At 40.8% G+C, this 17,408-nt stretch carries 18 protein-coding genes; 11 read left to right on the top strand and 7 right to left on the bottom strand.

Annotation, left to right across the window (positions count from 1 at the left end; all coding sequences use genetic code 11):
* Positions 1–142: 142 nt before the first annotated feature.
* The gene (locus DI077_RS03465; RefSeq protein WP_109020804.1) at positions 143–1,279 is read left to right on the top strand and encodes an NAD(P)/FAD-dependent oxidoreductase; all 1,137 of its coding nucleotides are present in this window, start codon (positions 143–145) and stop codon (positions 1,277–1,279) included.
* Positions 1,267–2,253 (top strand): sigma-70 family RNA polymerase sigma factor, encoded by a 987-nt coding sequence (locus DI077_RS03460; RefSeq protein ID WP_109020805.1) that lies wholly within the window; start codon positions 1,267–1,269, stop codon positions 2,251–2,253. Before DI077_RS03465 ends, DI077_RS03460 begins: the two co-directional genes overlap by 13 nt.
* Here DI077_RS03460 and DI077_RS03455 read toward each other — a convergent pair.
* Entirely contained in the window at positions 2,246–3,472 is a 1,227-nt protein-coding gene (locus DI077_RS03455; RefSeq protein ID WP_109020806.1) for a M23 family metallopeptidase, read from the bottom strand. The genes DI077_RS03460 and DI077_RS03455 overlap by 8 nt on opposite strands.
* Before the next feature lie 310 nt (positions 3,473–3,782).
* Here DI077_RS03455 and DI077_RS03450 point away from each other — a divergent pair, with 310 nt between their 5' ends.
* Positions 3,783–4,520, top strand: coding sequence for a glutathione S-transferase N-terminal domain-containing protein (locus DI077_RS03450; protein WP_109020807.1), 738 nt, complete (start codon positions 3,783–3,785; stop codon positions 4,518–4,520).
* Here the strand turns inward: DI077_RS03450 and cutA are convergent.
* Positions 4,490–4,804: a divalent-cation tolerance protein CutA gene (gene cutA, locus DI077_RS03445; RefSeq protein ID WP_109020808.1), complete on the bottom strand. Its 315-nt coding sequence runs from the start codon at positions 4,802–4,804 to the stop codon at positions 4,490–4,492. The genes DI077_RS03450 and cutA overlap by 31 nt on opposite strands.
* Positions 4,805–4,866: 62 nt before the next feature.
* Here cutA and DI077_RS03440 point away from each other — a divergent pair, with 62 nt between their 5' ends.
* Complete coding sequence (locus DI077_RS03440) at positions 4,867–5,652, top strand: NADase-type glycan-binding domain-containing protein (RefSeq protein ID WP_109020809.1); 786 nt, start codon at positions 4,867–4,869, stop codon at positions 5,650–5,652.
* Positions 5,653–5,654: 2 nt separating this feature from the next.
* Here the strand turns inward: DI077_RS03440 and DI077_RS03435 are convergent, their stop codons facing one another.
* Both DI077_RS03435 and DI077_RS03430 read right to left on the bottom strand, forming a co-directional pair.
* Positions 5,655–6,710, bottom strand: coding sequence for a hypothetical protein (locus DI077_RS03435; protein ID WP_135354905.1), 1,056 nt, complete (start codon positions 6,708–6,710; stop codon positions 5,655–5,657).
* A 127-nt stretch (positions 6,711–6,837) separates the two neighbouring features.
* Positions 6,838–7,932, bottom strand: coding sequence for a DegT/DnrJ/EryC1/StrS family aminotransferase (locus tag DI077_RS03430; protein ID WP_109020811.1), 1,095 nt, complete (start codon positions 7,930–7,932; stop codon positions 6,838–6,840).
* 161 nt (positions 7,933–8,093) lie between these two features.
* On the opposite strand from DI077_RS03430, the gene DI077_RS03425 reads away from it, so the two are divergent.
* Genes DI077_RS03425 through DI077_RS03410 form a run of 4 tightly spaced genes read left to right on the top strand, consistent with a single transcriptional unit; the run spans position 8,094 to position 12,493 of the window.
* A complete protein-coding gene (locus tag DI077_RS03425) occupies positions 8,094–9,350 on the top strand; it encodes a valine--pyruvate transaminase (protein ID WP_109020812.1) in 1,257 nt (418 codons plus the stop codon).
* Between the two features lie 3 nt (positions 9,351–9,353).
* Positions 9,354–11,699 carry a hypothetical protein gene (locus tag DI077_RS03420; protein ID WP_109020813.1) on the top strand — a complete coding sequence of 782 codons (2,346 nt, stop codon included), beginning with the start codon at positions 9,354–9,356 and terminating at the stop codon, positions 11,697–11,699.
* A 58-nt stretch (positions 11,700–11,757) separates the two neighbouring features.
* Positions 11,758–12,057: a type II toxin-antitoxin system Phd/YefM family antitoxin gene (locus DI077_RS03415; RefSeq protein ID WP_109020814.1), complete on the top strand. Its 300-nt coding sequence runs from the start codon at positions 11,758–11,760 to the stop codon at positions 12,055–12,057.
* Between the two features lies 1 nt (position 12,058).
* The gene (locus tag DI077_RS03410; protein ID WP_109020815.1) at positions 12,059–12,493 is read left to right on the top strand and encodes a PIN domain-containing protein; all 435 of its coding nucleotides are present in this window, start codon (positions 12,059–12,061) and stop codon (positions 12,491–12,493) included.
* 39 nt (positions 12,494–12,532) lie between these two features.
* Here the strand turns inward: DI077_RS03410 and DI077_RS03405 are convergent, their stop codons facing one another.
* Positions 12,533–13,147, bottom strand: coding sequence for a hypothetical protein (locus tag DI077_RS03405; protein ID WP_242935338.1), 615 nt, complete (start codon positions 13,145–13,147; stop codon positions 12,533–12,535).
* A 16-nt stretch (positions 13,148–13,163) separates the two neighbouring features.
* On the opposite strand from DI077_RS03405, the gene DI077_RS03400 reads away from it, so the two are divergent.
* A complete protein-coding gene (locus tag DI077_RS03400) occupies positions 13,164–14,201 on the top strand; it encodes a calcium/sodium antiporter (RefSeq protein WP_109020817.1) in 1,038 nt (345 codons plus the stop codon).
* Here the strand turns inward: DI077_RS03400 and DI077_RS03395 are convergent.
* Together DI077_RS03395 and DI077_RS03390 are read right to left on the bottom strand one after the other, a co-directional pair.
* Positions 14,191–15,165 carry a DNA-processing protein DprA gene (locus DI077_RS03395; protein WP_242935337.1) on the bottom strand — a complete coding sequence of 325 codons (975 nt, stop codon included), beginning with the start codon at positions 15,163–15,165 and terminating at the stop codon, positions 14,191–14,193. The genes DI077_RS03400 and DI077_RS03395 overlap by 11 nt on opposite strands.
* An 11-nt stretch (positions 15,166–15,176) precedes the next feature.
* Complete coding sequence (locus tag DI077_RS03390) at positions 15,177–16,082, bottom strand: tetratricopeptide repeat protein (RefSeq protein ID WP_109020879.1); 906 nt, start codon at positions 16,080–16,082, stop codon at positions 15,177–15,179.
* 167 nt (positions 16,083–16,249) lie between these two features.
* Here DI077_RS03390 and DI077_RS03385 point away from each other — a divergent pair, with 167 nt between their 5' ends.
* Positions 16,250–16,636 carry a GNAT family N-acetyltransferase gene (locus tag DI077_RS03385; RefSeq protein WP_242935335.1) on the top strand — a complete coding sequence of 129 codons (387 nt, stop codon included), beginning with the start codon at positions 16,250–16,252 and terminating at the stop codon, positions 16,634–16,636.
* Positions 16,633–17,406, top strand: coding sequence for an SDR family NAD(P)-dependent oxidoreductase (locus DI077_RS03380; RefSeq protein WP_109020819.1), 774 nt, complete (start codon positions 16,633–16,635; stop codon positions 17,404–17,406). Before DI077_RS03385 ends, DI077_RS03380 begins: the two co-directional genes overlap by 4 nt.
* Positions 17,407–17,408 lie beyond the last annotated feature (2 nt).

The following is a 17,408-nucleotide window of genomic DNA, read 5'->3' as shown; positions in this document are numbered from 1 at the left end:
CAAAAGATTTGGTTGGAAAGCCTGAAATCAAAATACTAAACATACATATACTTGTCAAATGATTATTTAAAAAAATTTCTCCTTTTTTAGAATCCGTCACAAAAGATTTTCCCGATTCGTCTTCTTTCTAACAGGAGAAAACATGGAATCTACAAAAACAGTTATCATTGCCGGAGGAGGATATGCAGGGATCATTTCGGCAAACCGATTGGCCAGAAAAAAACTCCCGATCCGAATCATCCTAGTGACAGCAGAGGAAGAATTTCACGAAAGGATTCGTAATCACCAGGTACTTTGCGGAACTCTCGCAAAAACATATTCAACCAAATCCTTATTGCATAAAAAAGTAGAACTCAAAATCGCCAAAATCACAAAAATCGAATCCGGCTCGAAAGAAATTTTTCTAAGCAATAATAAAAAACTGAATTATGATTATCTGATTTATGCGTTAGGTGTTCAAAAGAAAGCAAACGGGACTCTGCCTGATACTTACATCTCTATCGCGGAAAAAGCCGATTGCATTCGCATGGCAAATACATTGAAGGCAGTGATCAAACCTAAGATCACAATCCTTGGAGCGGGGCTGAGTGGAATTGAAACAATGGCCGAACTTGCGGAAACATTTCCCGCAGCAGATCTTTCTTTGGTAGATTCCGGAAAACTAGGGGCAGGATTTTCGGAAACAGCGACAGATTGGATGAAAGGTTATGTTGCAGAACATAAGGTCCATTTGATAGAAGATTCCTATATTCAATCTTTCGAAGCCGGTTCATTGATTACAAAATCAGGAAAAAAAATAGAACATGATATATGCATTCTTTCCAACGGGCTAGTGGCTTCTCCCGTTGGCGCGGAATCGGGACTACCTACGAACGAAATCGGTCAATTGCTTGTGAATGAATATCTTGAATTGAAAAATAACCCAGATGTGTTTGTAGCAGGAGATGCCGCCAAAGTGGTTTCCGGAAACCACGATCATTTGCGAATGGCATGTGCCACTGCTCTGCCTATGGGAATTTATGCCGCAGAAAGATTGGCCTATACTTTTGGCATAAAATCAAAGTTAGGTGAAAAACCTTTTAGCCTTTCCTATTTGGGACGAAATATAAGTTTGGGAAGACAAAACGGAGTGGTTCAATCTTCACTGCCGGATGATACTCCTTACGGAAAGGTTTGGAAATCCAAAATGGCTGCCTTTATCAAGGAAACTATTTGCAAGCTTACAATACTGTCCTTTAAATTGGAAAAATATGCGGACGTTTATGTATGGAAAGGTTAGATCAATTTTTAGAACATAAAGGTCTGGTATTCGGAATCGCCTATCGCATGACAGGTTCTTTTACCGATGCGGAAGACATTGTGCAGGAGACTTTCCTGAGATGGTCAAATGCAAAAGAACAATTGATCCGTTCTCCGAAAGCGTTCCTCTCTACAATCGCCACAAGACTTTCTCTGGACACGATCAGAAAGACCAAACGAAAAAAGGAAACTTACATAGGACCTTGGCTACCCGAACCGATTCCTGCAAACAACGAAGATGAAATAGATCCGGATACTCTGGATCTAGCCTTCCTTCATCTCTTGGAAAAATTAAACCCCGTGGAAAGAGCAGTTTTTCTGTTAAGGGAATCCTTTGCTTTGGATTATGAAATCATTTCGAAGTCGGTAGGCAAAAAACAGGACGCCTGCAGGCAAATTTTAAAGCGGGCAAAAGAAAATCTTCGTTCCGAAAAAAAGAAATTCAATCCGAGTCTCGAATCTAAAAATGCATTGATCCATAAATTTTTGTTAGCTTCCTCACAAGGAAACCCCGAGCTGCTTTTGCCTTTGTTAAGGGAAGACATTGTAGTTTGGAGCGACGGAGGAGGAAAAGTACACGCGGCAAGAATTCCTATTATGGGAAAACCAAGAGCGGCAGCATTTTTAATCAGAACAAGAAAAAATCAATACTACAAAAACGCAGAACATTTCCTAGCCCAATCCAATGGTACAAATTGTATCATTGTCTATCGCAAAAATCAGCCGATAGGCCTGCATTCTTTTGCAGTGGATGAAAAAGGAATCTCAAAAATCCATACGATTTTAAATCCGGAAAAGCTTACCGCCTTTTCCAATAAACAAGCATTAATTGATGACGGCAAGTTGGTTCCATTGAGTTTGTTTCTTTTGTTTCCGAAAAAGAACTTTTTCAGAAAACCGATTCCTATTTGGGCCAAACCACTGGCCAATGTAATCAAATGGATATTTACTTGATATTGGTATTGCCAACGCTAAAGTTCAAAGTTTTACGAAACCGATCATCCACTTTGACTTCGGCCTTCCATTTTCCCTGAATATAAGGCGACTTTGAAAGTTCAAAGTATCCTCCTTCGTAAACATTTTCCAATCGGGATCTCCATTCCAACATAAGCGGCTTAACCGACTGCTCCAAGTTTATCACGGTTACTTCGATCTTATGATCTCCCGGTTGGATGAAATCCAGAGAGACGATTACGGACTCGCCCAATTTGAAATTTTCCGAACCACAGGCAATTCTTTCTCTTTTTGCATTCAGCTTGCAAAGAATGATATCTTCATCCAAAAGAAAATCGACCGGTTTCGACTCACCCGGCTTCGGTTTCCAGTAAACAAAATACTCCTTAATCGTATCTCTTTCCCCGTTTTGGGTTTTGAAAACCGTCGGGACAGTGGTAGCTTCGAATTTTTTATTCGGCTTATGAATTTCAAAATGCAAATGAGGCCCTTGCGTATAACCGGTATTACCCGAATAACCGATCAGTTGTCCGGCGGAAACCTTGTCGCCCACACGAACAGCCACACCTCCTTTGTTCAAATGTGCGTAATTGGCAACTGTACCGTCTTCCTGTTGGATGGAGACAAAATTCGCTTTGGTCCAAAGTTCGGGAGAAAATCCCCCTTCCGTAAATTTGCTCTCCGTCGCAATCACATAACCTTCTCTTGCGGCAAGAATCGGAGTACCTATTGGCATGGTAAAATCAATCGCATAAGCGAATTGGCCCTGATGAGTCACCTTACCATTATAAGCTTGTCCGATCTTGATTCTTTTCCCATCCTCAAAGGGAAGTTCGTAGATCACGGAGTCATCATGAACGCTATCCCAATCTCCAGGTCGCACTCTATATCCGAAAGATCGGTAATAATATTTCCCTTTTTCTTTGAAAGTAAACTTGGTGATAAAATTTTCTTCCGTTCCTTTTATCACAGTGAACAGAGGAAACTCGGTATTGGATTCCAAATTGGTTATATTTGCTTCTATCTTGATGGAATTTCTGGTCCAAGGATTTGCATTTTTATTTCTAAATTTAAGCTCAACTCCGTCTTCGGTTTCAATCTCAATCATACAAACAAAATCAGCGCAATTTTCAACCCGATTGGTCTGAGAGAAGAGTCCGTTTGAAAAAAACGGATAAAAAAGTAATAAGAATAAATTAGAGTATATATATTTTTTCATTTTCTATTTTGGTTTGGAATCGTATTTTCCAAGGCATCTCCGCTTAATTAGGAAAGGGATCCAAGTTCCTTTCATTTCTCCAAAATCCTTTCGTCAACCGACATGTATATCAGTAATCAACCGATCATTCCCAGTTCCGACAAATGCCAGTTTGGGGAAGAATACATGCATATCTCTTTTCTCCGAAAAAAGCGGAGAACAAAAAGACAATGGTTATCATCTTAATCAAGATTTCAGGAGACAATACATTTTCTTCAAATTTTAAAATCTTGGCTGACATAAATTCGGAAATAAACATTCTTATGGATTTATGAAACCTGTTTTGTATACGTTCCCTATTTCCCATTTTTCGGAAAAAGCCCGTTGGGGGCTTGACATTGCGGCTTATGATTACGAATTAAATCCTCTTGTGCCGGGACAACATGTTACTTTTCTAAAACAGATCGTTCCCGATGCATACGTTCCCGTTTTAAAAGACGGTGATTCGACTATCCAAGGGTCTGATGCCATCCTGGACCTAGTGGATAAGGAAGCTTTCGGTTCTCCTTCAACTGCGGAAGAAAGAGAATGGGAAACAAGAATCGGTATTGAAATCGGAAAAACACTACAAACGATTTTATACAGTTTTATATTGGATTATCCTGAAATCGTGGGAAAATTATTTCAATTAGTTCCACCGAAAAAAGAAGATAAAACAGTAGTCCCGGACCATTTCGATCTGATCGCAATGGTAACCCGCAGAAGATATAAGATCACACCTAAAAACGTAGATATTGCAAAACAAAGTTTTTCGGATCTGGCAAAAGAAATGCAATCCAGGTATGCGAAATCAAAATTTTTCAACGGAACTTCTTTCGGTCGCGTGGATTTAACAATTGCTAGTTTAACCTCCGCATTTGCGCTTGCTGATGAATACCCGGGTTCTCCTTGGTTCCGGGCTGTGGATATGCCGGAGAGTTTTATCTCCTGGAAGGATTCCTTGGAAATAGAATCATTATTGGAAAAAGTAAGAGAATTTTATAAAGACTTCCGCAACCAATCCAAATAATCCGGATTGCCCGATTCAATGGGTAAAGCAACGATACAAGGAACTTCATACGAATGCAGTTCCTTGATTCGTAAGATTAAAGATTCCAATTTGGATTCATTCGTTTTAAAAATCAAAACAACTTCCTTATCTTCCTGAAGTTTGCCTTCCCAGAAATAAAAGGAAGTCATCTGAGGCAAAATATTCGCACACGCTGCAAGTTTCTCCTCCACAACCTTCTTTGCGATCAAACTCGCCTCTTCTAAATTTCCAACCGTAACATAAACAAATCTTAAATCTTTCATTTGAATACTTTCGTCCGTTTCGCGCTTGCCCTTTCTATTGAAAAATTATCCATTGTTTCATTATGATTCGATCCTTTTTTATTATTTCCATCATCGTATTATTGCAAATTACACTATTCTCCCAAGGACTGAACCCTCCTGCTTTAAGTTCATCCAGCATTCTGGAACCGAACAAAAAGAAATTCCTACCTGGATTTGCAATGGATGGTAAATTGGAAACCAGCTGGGTGGAAGGTGTAAAAGGCGACGGAATCGGGGAAACGCTTACCATCAATTACAAATCTCCCGTTTTATTTCAAGTTCTCGCCATCTATAACGGGTTTGGCGATCCTAGGCTTTGGCATGCAAGCAACAGAATCAAAAAGATCAAACTCACTGCGGATGAAAATTACGAAGAAACTTTCAACTTAAAAGATTCACTCTCTTTGCAAAAACTGGAATTGAAAAAAGAAATTTCCGCAAAAGAAATCAAGCTTACCATTTTGGACATTTACAAAGGAACAGGTAGCGAAGACACTGCGATCGCAGAAGTCAATCTTATCTCCGATGGAGCCCATTCCATTCTCATTCCCCCGAAAAATACATGGGCGATCGGCAAATGGAAAACGGAATCCAATGTGGCAAGAATTACGGTTCATTCCGACGGAACTTGCGAGATGGGTTATGAAACTGCAAAAATGTTATGTACTTGGACGGATAAAGGTTCGTATGTTCAAGTCAGTCTCGAAGCGGAACTTCCCATAACAAAGACCGACAAACTCCAGTTAAGGTTGAAGCAAGGTGGAACCAATCCGATTGTGGAAGTGAATGGAAAACATCTATTTATTGCAAATAAAGACGAAGTTTAATTTCAAAAAAGATTCTGCCACTCTTCCATAACCTTTTGAAAAGTGGCGGAAGCATCGTAGTCGAGACTTTTCTTCGACTCAAAATAAAGACCGACTGTTTGGAACAATTTACCTTTCTCATCTCTCGGGGGCGTTGCAAAAAAAATCTCCCGACCGGTCTCATTTCGAAGTTTGGAAAGCCATTCCCATTCCGACCATTTTTTCAAATTGGCCAAAGGTAGAAAAAGTAGAACCGACTCTTCGTCTTTTAAATTTCTTCTTTTTCTGATCTCATATAAAATTCTTCCCATCGAATAACGAAAGTTAATTTCAGAAAAAGGCTGACAGCTTACAAGTCCGTTCCCGGTCCTATATAAAAATCCGTCCATTGCCGCAGGGCCTGTCGGTTTCACTTCCAAAAGTCCGGAAACTGTCTTAATGGTCTGCAAACTAGGCTCCAAGAAAGGTAATAAACTTTCCTCGACCCCTCTTCCCATTCGAATCCCCCGAAAGGTTCCGTCCTTTTCCACAATCATTTCCGTACATCCCAGATAGATAGGACCGTCTTCCAAAAAATCCCAAAGAGTGGAAAAGTCATAAAACCTTTCCTCACCTACCCATTGTTCGGCGATAATAGGAAAAGAAAAAAGTTTTTTGGAAATCTGTTGGAGTTTCCAACCTTGGGATTGTTTTTCGATTACGATTTGATTTCTGCCGGCAAGACCGAAAGCGGATTTCAAAACAACGGGAGAATCCAGTTCATTTAAAAAATCGATCAGAGTTTCTTCGGATCGAATGATCCTGGACCAAAGCGGGGAAAGACAGGTATCTTCTTTCCATTGGAATTGATTGAGTTTGGAGTTGAGATAACGGGAGTCTTCATAGGAATCAGGATCGAAATCCAAACCGCCATCGGAGAGAACATGCATTTTCCCCCATTCCGTAAGATTCAGATCACCGGAAAGTAAATCTCCTTTAAGGACTTGGGTTCCCATCTCCCAACCAATCTCTTTCCAGTCCTCTTCCAAACTACGTGGCAATCCGGATTCGAGTAATACGAAATCCTCCTTCTTTGACAAAAAAAAGAAAAGATTCTCAAGAGAGAATCTTCTTCTAAGTGCGGAGGAATCAAATGGAAAATTTTTATCTACTAGTCTGTATTCAAATAGAGGATCTAAAGAAAATAGCCGGGACAAGAATCACCAACTAATAAATCCTTCTGATCGCAGTTGCAATTCTTTGTACATTATCCTTTGTTAGGTTAGGATAGACAGGAATGCAATGTCCTCTTTGGAAAAGTCTTTCTGCGTTTGGAAAATCGGATTTACTTTCCTCCAAAACACTATGCAAAGGCTCTTCAATCGTTCTTTGCGTCCCAATATGGATCGATTTAAAATAACGTTCTACTTCTTCGTAACCTTGGTTCGAAACAATAATGGGAAATCTATGAAAGCTATCTTCATTCGGAGAAGCGAAATAAGTTTCAAGCCTTGAATTCTGAACGGCTTGCAAATATGCTTGCGCGATTTTTTTCTTCCGTTCCACTATCACACCCAGTTTGGAAAGTTGTTCGATTCCGAGTGCGGCTTGATAATCAATGAGACTGTATTCGAATTTGGGTTCTCCCAAAATCCGTTTGGAGGAATTTCCCGTTTTCAAAGAACGAATGTTAGCGGCCAAAGAAGTATCGTTCGTAGAAATCATGGCACCATTTCCGGTGGTGATCATGTTTTCCGCGGAAAGTCCGCATAAGGAAACCTTTCCCTGTTTTCCGATTGCAACGATTTCGGATGTCGCTCCGATCACTTCGCTATAATCTTCCAGAACAAGAGTTTCACCTAATGTGTATTTGCTGATATTGATAATGGATCCGAAACTATGATCGAAAATCGCTACTTTGGCATTCGATTCTTCTCTTTTTTTTGCGAACTGTTCTACATCGGGATGAAACGAATTTTTTCCCAAGTCCACAAGAACCGGTTTTGCTTTGATTAGAAAAATCGCATCAAGCGCAGCAATCGGAGAAAAACTGGAAAGGATGACCGAATCTCCCGCCTCTACTCCCAAAGAAAGAAGGGACAGATGATAAGCCGAAGTAAGGGAATTTGTGGAAACAGAAGACTTGAATTTGAATGTATGAGAAAATGATTTTTCGAATCGATCTACGATTTCACCAGATGACAAGTGTTCATCGACGAGACATTCCAAAACCCCTTTTAAATCCTCTCGGGACAGGGTAGGTTTGTGAAATTCGATTTCTTTTTGTTTTTTTAACGGCCTTTGTAATGTTTCCGTGCTCATCCAACTATCCAACTTTTATTTATTATGTCTCTTTACACCCCCTATACCGAATTATGTCACTTCCTTTTTAACAATGAGAACATAATTTTTTTTAGTACAGCCTCAAATCCCTAAAAAATGGGTGGGGCGGGCAAAAATCTTCCCGATTGTGGCCATTAATCATGATTCTTTCTCGAATCGCAAAAAAACTCACCCGCTCCAATGGAATCCAAAGTCTGATGGAAGATTTAGGTTCCGCCTGGTCGGGAGATACGGAAAATATAGCCTTTCTGGGCGGAGGCAACCCTGCGCGGATTCCGGAAGCGGAAGCCATCTACCGCAAATCCGTAGAATCCATCCTAACATCCGGTCAATCACTGGAATCGTTGTTAGGAGATTATACATCCCCCGTCGGATCGGATGAAATACGCCGATTGACTGCGGAATATTTGGGGAAATTTTTCGGCGCAACTCTCCAAGGAAACCAAATCGCATTTTTTAACGGCAGCCAAAATGCCTATTCTTTTCTATTGAATTCATTTTCGGGAACGATGGAAGACGGTAGCTTCAGGAAAATCCTACTTCCCGTTGTTCCGGAGTACATCGGTTATGCGGACCAGACATGGGAAGAAGATGTTTTTTTCGCTAATTTGCCTATAGTGGAAAACATAGGCACTCATCGTTTTCGTTATAAATTGAATCAAGAAAGTATTCCCTGGGAAACGATCGGTTGTGTTGCACTTTCCCGACCGACCAACCCTACGGGAAATATAATGAATCGGGAAGATGTGGAGTGGTTGTATCGGGAATCCCGAAAAAATAATATTCCTCTACTCATCGATCTTGCCTACGGAAACCCCTTTCCCAACCTGATCGGAGAGAAAGAGCCGATCCAGTGGAAACCGGGAATGGTTCTTTCCCTTAGTTTTTCCAAAGTGGGTCTACCTGGTGTTAGGTTGGGAATCATCATAGCCGATCCAAAAATCATTTCCGTGCTTTCTTCATTTGCAGCGGTGGGAAATTTAGCGGTAGGGAACTGGGGCCAAGCTCTCGCGAAGTCTTTTTGGAAAGAAGATACTCTCATTCGAGTTTCCAACCACATCTTACGTCCGTACTACGCAAATAAGCTACAGATTGCCCTGGAAATCATTGAAGAAATTTTTGCAAAATACAAAGTTCAATATGCAATTCATGAACCGGAAGGAGGATTTTTTCTATGGATTCATTTTCCAGATCTGCCGATCAGTAATAAAGAACTCTATCAAACCTGTAAGAAGGAAAATGTTTACATTGTGTCGGGACATTATTTCTTTCCCGGCCTAAATGCCCAATTTTCACACACGGAAAAATGCATACGTTTGACATATTGCAGAGATAGAAAAGAAATAGCTCGTGGGGCAGAAATCATCGCCCGGATTGTCTCTAGGACAGCAAAGTAAAAAATGGCAGAACAAGACTCACTCGATATCAGCACGGATACCCTTGCCGCTGACGCGGGATCAGGGGAAGACACAAAAGAAAGCGCTGCCGGTTCCTATATCCAGTTATCCGATGCTATAGGATCCCTTTCTCCGACCGCCAGATGCATATTAGACGAACTTAAAGATTGGCACAAACGAATTGAAAAACACGGAAGCCGCGAAAAACACGCATCCTACTTACTCACACTCGACAAACTCCCGGAAGCTCTCGGCAAATACACAAATCTAAGCGGACAATCCAAATCCGACGTCGGCATCTATCAGGCGTTAAGACAGATCCTGGACCTGGACCATAGAGGACAAAACCGGGTTGCCTATGCATATCCTTATCTGATACGTACGGGGAGTAAAATCACGAGCAAGATCGCTCTCATTGCCCCGCAAAAAGAAAATAAAACGGACACCATTCCTTATCGCCAGGCATGTTTTAATTTTTCCCAAGAGCTGGTGAAAATGCTTTTGGAAAACCGTGGGAAAAAAGGCCGCAACTGGGATGAACAAAATCCCGGTATGCTGCTAATGCAAAAAAACAAAGAAGGACAACTATGGCTTTATCCGAAGTTAGGTTGTCTGGAAGCCGAAGTTTCCTCTTTGGTCAGAAAGGGTTTCGGGAATGTTCCTTATATTCCTATGACCGATTTTTTGCAGGACTTTGTGAATTACGCAAAGAACGAAAATCTCGCTTTATCGATATTAAACGACTACCATATCGTTATAGACGAATTGGAAATCCATGCGGACGGAAGTTTCAAAAAATTGCCGGAAGCAGTGAATCAGATTTTGGCGCAGTTGGACGGTTTGGAAACTTTTACAAAAGACCATTTGGTTCGGATCGCAAAAGAAAACAACTACCAAGCTTTTTTAGAAAGATACGACGGGTATTTCTCCGAACCGAAGCCGGAAACAAACGAAGAAAAAATGAATCCGGAAGAAAGAGTAAAAAAATTTCTTTCTATCATCGAAACTTTTCCTTATCCTACCGGCAAAGGCAATCTGGTTCTCGCTGTAAAAGAAACAGTGGAATTATCCTCCAAAATCTTAAAGCGCCTGATCGAAGAAAAGGGTTCCGTATTACATAGAAAAGACGACAATATCTATTCTTCGTTGAAACAGGCGGTGATGGCTAAAATCCCCGCACATACGAAGAACAATCACACTCTTTTAAAAATCGATTTTGAAGAAGAAGTGGAAACTGCGGGAATTACTTCCGAAGAGAAGGCAAAAGAGTACGTCAAACGCCTGAAAGACGATGTATTATCCGATTTTTCCTATTATGAAGAAAGAACCGCTTCCGGCCAAGTGAACTATTATGTAGTGGATCACGGTTATATGGCGGCAGTGATTCACAAACTGTCCTTCGAAGGTAGATCCAACCCCGAACTCAAAAAACAATTGGAGTTTGCAAAGATCATCAATCATCGGCTTTCCAACCCGAAACATCCCGAACTCAACGGAAAATTAAAACCGGACTCGATCGGAAAGATGAATGCGGAAGTCCGCAATATGGAACACGAAGAAGAAGAACGAGCCAAGTCGGAAGAAATGAGAAGTCGTTTCAATGTAGTTGCCGGAGTTTTGACTTTCGTAGTATCAACGTTAATCTTTGTTACGGCAGCTTATTATCTGAAATCCGCAGTTCCCATTTTCTTCGGAGTTCCCTTTTCCATTGCAACAGGATTCTTTTCAGCGATTTTCTTCCGGGAAAAAACAACCCAGGAAATCCGCGAAGATATTAAAAACTCGGGAAAATTTCCGGGCCTTACTTCTACTGACTGGGGAAAACCTTCCTATTCTGCTTCCTCTTCGGGGTCTTCTTCCTCGGGAGGAGGAGATGACGATTCTTCAGGCACAGCCAAAGAGAAAGAAGAGAAGTTGGCACATATCGTCAAAGCCGCCGACAATTTCGTATTCCCTAAAAAATTCAACAAGATCGTGGAAAAGGTTTTGGATCCCAAATCTCTAAAAAAGCGAATCTACGAAAACCTGGACAATATCAAACGCAATAACATGACTTTGGCGAAAGAAAAGGATGATGATAAGGTTGCTTCCACCGTAGAATATGCCGTATTACAATCCGTCTCTACCATCCAGATTCCCCCTGACATCGTCGTATCGGATCAACTCGCCACTTTGATCATCAATCGAAATGACATGAAGTCTGCGCTTTTCCGAAGTCAATTGGCGGACTACTACAGAGAAGAGATGAACAAAAAGAAATTCGATAAAAAGCTGGTGAAGTATTATACTTTTTTAATCAACACTTTGGAAATGGAGTATTACAAGTATTTGCCGAAGAAAAGGGTTTAAAAGTTCGAACAGGCAAAATCGATATTGACAAAGTGTCTACCGTAGCTACCTTAGAAGTATGAAATCAGTAGGAATTAAGGATCTAAAAAACAATCTAAGTAGCTACCTTGATTTTGTCAGGAACGGAGAAACTATCATAGTTCTTGATAGGAACATTCCTATTGCGGAACTAAAGAAACTTGAAAAATCTCTCGATCTTACTCAAACTTTCATTCAAGAATCAACTTCCAATAACTCGATGATACCCGCTAAATCAAAAGAGTTGATTACTTTCCCAAAATCAATTTTGATTAAAGCAAAAACTAAAGACCAAGTTTCCAAAACATGGAAAAAAACTTATCTGGAAGATAGGGATTAATTTGGCTTTATACATTGATACCAGTTTTCTTCTGAATATCATTTATTCTGAAGATGGATTTGAAAAGAATCTGGATACTTTCAATAAATCAAACAATTTATTCAGCTCTATCCTACTTGAAATCGAAACGACCAGAAGTTTGAACCTTACTTTTACCAAAGAGAAAAAATCTCTGGGAAATAAATGGCTGAATGATGTCTCCGAATTTACTGATAAGTTGTTCTCTAGGATAAACTTAAAAAATGTAGACATTGATATCAAAAACGAAATAGGCAAAAACAAAACGATTCTTGAATTAAAATCTTTGGAGGCCACTCACTTAGCCACAGCGTTGTACATTCAAAAACTAATTTCAGAAGAACTTATCCTTTGCTCTTGGGATGACCGATTCAGAGAAGTCGCACAAAAATGTGGATTGAAATTAATTAAAAAATAAATTCATCTTCCGACTAATACGATTTTCAAAATATTCCCGTCACTCCCATTCAATCAAACGAACCACATCTTTCAAACAATCGTCCCTCACCAAACCGTCGTTCTTGATTGCCGGCAGTCCCGAAAACCAAGTCCCATTGGGATAACGTAAATCAATCCAGTAAGAATAAAGAGTCGCCGTTCCGTTATTATTTTTGATTTCCAAATTTAATAATTTCAAATCGGCAAGACCCGACTCTTTATAATAACTCTCACCGGAACGGGCACGAATCCGGATTTTTTTCGGCATAGCTTCGAAACTGATTCCTTTTTTTTCTTCTTTTTTCTGTTTCAATTCCCAAGTTTCGATACGGATGGATTCAATCTCTTCCATCTTTAATTTTTTTTTGTATTCGATCCCTTCCCGAATATGAGTGAACTGAATTCCTTCGGTCAAAACACTTCCTTCTCCCCGAACGGTTCTTCCGTCACACAAAGTTAGGTTTTGTACAACGGTTTTTTGTTCCTTCGTATCTCCTCTTGCATCTCGATCTTCTTTTTTTTCGGACCCGACCACATTGGGAAGATTCGGTTCCTTGGGAAGTTTTGGTTGGGCGGTGAGTGACAAAGATAGGGAAAAGAAAAGAAAGACTCGAAAAAGGTTCTGGGAGATCATAATTTGGTGTTTATCCATGGATGAATTCTTACAAGCAAGCTTTCAAGCATTTCCTCTTCCCCTTTTGATTTTGGTCATCATCGTCTCCATCCTATTTTTAGGCAAAGCAGCGGATGTCCTTGTAGACGAAGCGGTTTCCCTCTCCGCCCGTTGGGGTGTTCCTAAAATGATCATCGGTGCTACGATCGTAAGCCTCGGGACGACTCTTCCCGAAGTCTCAGTATCCGTCCTGGCGGCTCTGGAAGGAAATCCGGGGATTGCACTCGGAAACGCAGTCGGTTCCATCATTTGCGATACCGGGCTTATCCTCGGAATTGCCATTCTGATTTCACCACCTAGCATTGATAAGAGGCTTGTGAACCGACAAGGCTGGATCCAGGTAGGTTCCGGATTTTTATTATTCTTTTTCGCCTTACCTTGGGACAATGTTGCTTCCGCTTTTCAACAAGGCGGCCGAATCACTCAAAGTACTGGATTTCTTTTTTTGATACTACTGGCGGCTTATATTTACATCAGCATCAAATGGTCGCGTTCCAAACCGGGAGAAGCCGAAGCAGGACTTGATGATATTTCGGAAAAAGAAGATTCCGCTCCCTTGTGGCAAATATTACTCAAGTTAGCTGTTGCCATAGGAGTGGTCATTTTATCTTCTAAGGTACTAATCCCTTCCGTTCAGGAAACCGCCATCCGTTTGTCGATCCCAGAGTCCATCATCGGAGCAACACTCGTAGCTTTCGGGACTTCCTTGCCGGAGCTAGTCACTGCGATCCAAGCCTCCAGACGCGGACATTCCGAACTCGCCGTGGGAAATATCATAGGAGCGGACATATTGAACGTTCTATTCGTATCCGGAGCCGCAGCAGCAGTCACTTCCACGGGACTAGATGCACCGAAAAACTTTTTCCAGTTTTTCTTTCCGGCAATGCTCATCGTTCTCGTGATATTCCGTGTAGGGATCGCATTCTCAAAAGATACAATTAAACGACCGTTTGGTGTATTTTTAGTATTGATCTATGTCGCGGTAACAATCGCGGGATATTATTTCAAAGAATAGAAATCCAATGGGCGCCTCTTCCGAGAGGCGTCGTGTTTCTTTCTCTTAAAAATTCCCTTTCACAATCCTTTTCTTTTTTCCAATCGGCAAATCCTATCGTTTTTCCATCTCCTCTTTCCTGAGGATAATGAATCCACCCTTTGTTAGCTGCAATCTCTTCCCAAAAAATGGGATTCGCACCGTCATTCAGTAGGTTTTTTCCGCCTGAATTATCGGATTGTAAAGGATGATCAAATACATGAATCTCCCTATTTTGCGAAAGAGCACTCATAGCTGTGGAAATGGTTCCTGATTTTTTCCCGGACTCCATAATGTAAACATGAAGGGAAAGACCGGAAATCACCCGATTTCTTTTGGGAAAAGTCCACTTGGCAGGTTCCGTCTTTAACACAAATTCGGTGACAAGACATGAGTTCGGATCTTCTTTGACTTTTTTATAGAGGTCCCGATTTCCGGGAGGATATTCCTGATCCATGCAAGTACCAAGCACTCCTAAAACGGGAATTCCCAACTCCAAAGCGGATACAAATGTTTCCCGATCAATTCCTAAAGCCATTCCGGAAACTATGGCTAGGTTGGCATTTTCGGATTTTAATTTTTCGATAATCAGCTTTGTCGCCAAACGGGAAATAGGAGATGCCTTCCTGGTTCCCACGATGGAGATCAGATCTTTCTTCAAAACTTCCTTATTTCCCCTAACGGCAAGAACCAAAGGAGGATCGTAAATCTCCTTTAGATATCCGGGATATTCGGAATCGTAGATGGATACCAACTGAATGTCCCTGTTTCTTTCGGAATGAATCCAAACATAACATTCATTTAATACCTGTTCAATTATTTTGGGATCGACCAAAGACAGAATCTCTTTCGATAAGCCGTCCGGATGATTCGAATGTTTCCATAACCTGAACTTATGACAAAAGCCGCTGATCTTCGGATGGGAAAAAAATACAATTGGGAACACTCATTAAGAGGTCAGAAATTGGTATTTTGGGCCCCTAATTTTTCCAAATTTTTCAAAACATTCTGATAAGAAGGATTTTTCTCCAAGGGTTCCCGAATGGCGCCGTTCGTCTTCATTTCTTCCAAAATGGATTTGAGGCGGATGTATTCGTTATGTGCCTGCGATGATTTTCCCGTTTGATATAAAAAGTTTGCTTTGGCAAATCGAGCGGGAACATTATAAGGTTCTTTTTGCAAAACCAAATCCAATAATTGAAATGCGGTGTCAACTTCATCATAACCGGCATTAGTTTTTCCGGACCAGTTTTCTCCCTTAATGGAAGAGTCAAAATAAATAAGCGCAAGTTGAAACGGGAATCTGGTATCGTCTTTATCCAATCGGGACAATTGTTTGAGAAGTTGAATGGCCCTTGCGCGTCTGGTCGGTTCCCATCCCATATCTTTGGAAGCATTTCCGAAAGCAAGCGCCGCCTCAAATAACAGTTGTTTATCTAGTTTTCCCATCTCCATTGCTTTCTCAAAATAAGGAAGTGCCGATTCGAAACTATGAATTTCATAACCCTTGTCTTCCGTTTGCGCGACGATCGCCTCTTCGTAATGTTTGGCCCCTACTTCGAAAGAACCCGCCCTCATATAAGCGCGTGCAATCTTCCAGGAAAGTGCTCCCGCTTGATTGGTTTTTTGCACCATTTTTCGAATTCGTTTGTCAAGTTCTTCAATCTCGGCTTCTTCCAGTGCGAGCTTCTCTTTCCAATTGGCGATGTCCGATTCACTGGGAGGTTTTGCAAATTTCTGCTTCTCCCATTTGGATTTGGTAAGATCTTTCAGTTGATCACAGGAATTCAGCGAAATGCCGAAGATTAGAAAAATAAAAATACGAAAGTAAGTGGTTTTGCTTTTGAAAACTCCGGAAACCATGATTTGCACTAATTTATTTTCCATATTCCCTTCGTACCTGTTTTAAAGCCAAAATCCCGCATTTTTTTGGGTCTTTGGTTCGAATTTAGTTTATTTCTTATGCCTGGCTAGAAAAAAATGAGATTATGTCTCATGGAATCCGAATCCTCTCGGAGGAAGATCTGCCCTTGCTTTCGGACCTAGAGAAACAATGTTTCCCCGGTGAAGAATGGACTTCCAAAATGCTCGCTTCCCATTTGGAATACCACCAAGCATTTGTTTGGGAAGAAAATTCCGTCTTATCCTATGCGCTCGTATGCGAAACTCCCTGGGAAGTTGAAATCTTCAGGATCGCCACTGTTCCCACCTATCAGAGAAAAGGTGCTGCGCTTAAACTTTTAGAATCCATTTTGAAACGATTTGCCACAAAAGATTTTTTCCTGGAAGTAAAAGAGAGCAATTTGCCTGCACTCTCCTTATATGAAAAATCAGGATTTTCCATCCTGGAAAAACGAAAAAATTATTATGCCGACGGATCAACCGCAATCATTATGTTAAGGAAAAAAGAATTATGAAAAATGCCTACGTTACAGGTGCCTCTCAAGGGATCGGAAAAGAATTCGTTCGGGCTTTGGCTAAAGATTATAATGTATTCTTAATCTCACGTTCGGCGGCCGACTTAAACAAAGCCATTATAGAAATAGAACCGAAAAGCAGGGGAATGTTAAAAGCGATCTCTTTGGATCTTACAAAAAAAAAGGAGCAGGAAGAACTCGCATCCATTTTGGAAAAGGACAAAGATTTCGAATTTCTGGTGAATAACGCAGGATTCGGAACTGTAGGTGAATTTGCAAGCCTAGACTTAGAACAAGAGTTAGATGAAATTAATTTAAACGTCAAAGCTCTGGTTCTTTTGAGTCACAAAGCTTTGAACAAATTCAAAAAAACCGGAAAAGGTTTTTTAATCAATGTTGCATCCATCGCAGGGTATTTGCCTGCTCCCGGTAGCGCAACATATGCTGCCACAAAAGCATTCGTAAAATCATTTACGGAAAGCCTTCATGAAGAAGCAAGACCTTACGGGATTTATGTGCAAGCACTCTGTCCCGGACTCACTCATTCGGATTTTCATGAAAGAGCGGGAATTGAAAAATCAAAATACCCTTCTCTACTTTGGCAAAATGCAAACGAAGTGGTGGATGAATCTCTTTCCGCACTTCGCCATAACAAAGCGGTATGTATTTCAGGTGCGGTAAACCAAAGTGCAATCAGCCTAACGGAGTTTATGCCAAGAACATTACTTCGAAAAACGGCGGGGTTGTTTCTCAAATTTGACAGGAAATAAAG

Source organism: Leptospira kobayashii, assembly GCF_003114835.2.
GTDB classification, from domain to species: Bacteria; Spirochaetota; Leptospiria; order Leptospirales; family Leptospiraceae; genus Leptospira_A; species Leptospira_A kobayashii.
The sequence above is the reverse complement of the archived record's forward strand: the minus strand, read 5'-3'. Positions and strand labels throughout refer to the sequence as shown.

Coding starts and splice junctions, on each gene's coding strand:
- DI077_RS03465 (WP_109020804.1), top strand. CDS start 143: ATGGAATCTACAAAAACAGTTATCATTGCCGGAGGAGGATATGCAGGG.
- DI077_RS03460 (WP_109020805.1), top strand. CDS start 1,267: ATGGAAAGGTTAGATCAATTTTTAGAACATAAAGGTCTGGTATTCGGA.
- DI077_RS03455 (WP_109020806.1), bottom strand. CDS start 3,472: ATGAAAAAATATATATACTCTAATTTATTCTTATTACTTTTTTATCCG.
- DI077_RS03450 (WP_109020807.1), top strand. CDS start 3,783: ATGAAACCTGTTTTGTATACGTTCCCTATTTCCCATTTTTCGGAAAAA.
- cutA (WP_109020808.1), bottom strand. CDS start 4,804: ATGAAAGATTTAAGATTTGTTTATGTTACGGTTGGAAATTTAGAAGAG.
- DI077_RS03440 (WP_109020809.1), top strand. CDS start 4,867: ATGATTCGATCCTTTTTTATTATTTCCATCATCGTATTATTGCAAATT.
- DI077_RS03430 (WP_109020811.1), bottom strand. CDS start 7,932: ATGAGCACGGAAACATTACAAAGGCCGTTAAAAAAACAAAAAGAAATC.
- DI077_RS03425 (WP_109020812.1), top strand. CDS start 8,094: ATGATTCTTTCTCGAATCGCAAAAAAACTCACCCGCTCCAATGGAATC.
- DI077_RS03420 (WP_109020813.1), top strand. CDS start 9,354: ATGGCAGAACAAGACTCACTCGATATCAGCACGGATACCCTTGCCGCT.
- DI077_RS03415 (WP_109020814.1), top strand. CDS start 11,758: ATGAAATCAGTAGGAATTAAGGATCTAAAAAACAATCTAAGTAGCTAC.
- DI077_RS03405 (WP_242935338.1), bottom strand. CDS start 13,147: ATGATCTCCCAGAACCTTTTTCGAGTCTTTCTTTTCTTTTCCCTATCT.
- DI077_RS03400 (WP_109020817.1), top strand. CDS start 13,164: ATGGATGAATTCTTACAAGCAAGCTTTCAAGCATTTCCTCTTCCCCTT.
- DI077_RS03390 (WP_109020879.1), bottom strand. CDS start 16,082: ATGGTTTCCGGAGTTTTCAAAAGCAAAACCACTTACTTTCGTATTTTT.
- DI077_RS03380 (WP_109020819.1), top strand. CDS start 16,633: ATGAAAAATGCCTACGTTACAGGTGCCTCTCAAGGGATCGGAAAAGAA.